This window comes from Nonomuraea sp. NPDC049784, from assembly GCF_040659615.1.
Classification (GTDB): Bacteria; Actinomycetota; Actinomycetes; order Streptosporangiales; family Streptosporangiaceae; genus Nonomuraea.
In genome coordinates, this window is record NZ_JBFAMX010001180.1 from 1 (window position 1) to 1518 (window position 1518).

The following is a 1518-nucleotide window of genomic DNA, read 5'->3' on the forward strand; positions in this document are numbered from 1 at the left end:
CGCTCGTTCTCCAGGGCGAGCGCCGCGGCGGCGCACGCGGCCTCGACGAGGAGGGGCTGCTCGAGGAGGGCGGCGTCGTGCACGAGTACGGCGAGCGGCGCCTCGCCCTGGTCGACGCGAGTGACGACCCTGCCCGGCCCCGGGTCCAGGTCGACCGGGCGGCCGTCGGCGTCCACGTAGCGGTCCTGATCCGCCGTCCAATAGCCCACGATCATCCCCGGGTCTCGCAAGGTGGCGGCCAGCTCGTCGCGCAGCGTGTCCCGCCGTTCGCGGCGGCTCAGCCGTACCACGAGGTCGGCCACGCGGCCGTGGTCCATCCGGCTTCGCATGAGGCCGGCCAGGTACGCCAGCGGGACCGCCATGAACGCCCCCAGCATGACGAGCGAGAGCGGGACCTGCAGCGGGTTCGGGCCGAAGAGGCCGGCCATGCGGTCCCCGGCGAAGGTGATCGTGGCGACCACCGAGGCGCCGGTGACCGGCGCGACCGCCCGGCGCTGCGCCACGCTCGCCTGACGCCAGCGCTTGACCGTGAGGGCGAGCACCACGCCGGAGATGAGGACGGTCACCTGCCAGGAGGAGGCGTCGAGCGCGACGGTGAAATGCCGGAGCGGTAGCGGGAGGGGAAGGTACGTGGCGGCCTGGGCCGAGGGCAGCACAAGGGCTGCGACGTACGCCAGGCCGGTCACCACCCGGTAGGACACGAAGCCCAGCCTGCCGGTGGGGAAGGCGAGGAACAGGTGGCAAGCGACCCCCGCCCACATGCCGCACAATGCCAGCGCCCACAGCGGCCCTCCGGGGTGAAACAGCAGTTGCTGGGGAAGCCAGGCGAGTCCGAGCGCCATCATGAGCGGGCCGACCCGGTTACGCGGGTGCTCCCGCCAGGCCAAGGTCCCGGCCGCGAGGAAGGAGACGCCGACGAACGCGCCGAGCGTCCAGATCGGGCCGTGCCGCCAGATGGGCCCCTGACCGGCCCCGAGAACGTTGACGACCAGCAGCCACGTCCCTGCCGCCGCAGCGGCGAGTAGTGCGGTGGTGCCCCTCGAACGCGTCGCCATCGCCCACCCCTGACGGGATTCTACGGGCTGACCGCAGCCGACCCCACCCTACTGGCCGCGGTGGAGGCCGCCGTGCCGGGGATCGCCCGGACCAGGGCGAGCGATCGGCTCGGGATGGAGAACCACTGGGCCGGGCCTGTCACCTGGCGGGCCCGGCTCCCGCACCTGGAACAGTGATCACCCCAGGCCGAGCACAGGCTCGATGGAATCCCACGCGGGAGGCTCCGGCCACCCGCCCGCGGCCTTCAGGCCGATGACCGCGCAGGCCAGCAGGTGCTCGCCGGGCGGCAGGTCGCCCTTCAGCGTGGGGATCGTGGTGCGCGGGGCGAACACGTTGGTGCCGGGCAGGGCCGTGACGAGGGCTCCCTCCCGCCGGCCGGACAGGTCCTCGATCACGCACAGGCCGTGCGGCGAGTCGAGCCTGGCCCAGCCGGGGCCGGTGTCGACCCGGGTGGGCGGCCGG

General features: G+C 73.8%; 1 protein-coding gene and 1 pseudogene. Both read right to left on the reverse strand.

What is annotated here, in order from left to right:
- A partial coding sequence (locus AB0J09_RS64520; RefSeq protein ID WP_360714360.1) for a hypothetical protein occupies positions 1–1055 on the reverse strand: 1055 nt, incomplete at its 3' end.
- A gap of 177 nt (positions 1056–1232) precedes the next feature.
- A pseudogene (locus tag AB0J09_RS64525) lies at positions 1233–1518 on the reverse strand (DUF2264 domain-containing protein); the annotation flags it as partial.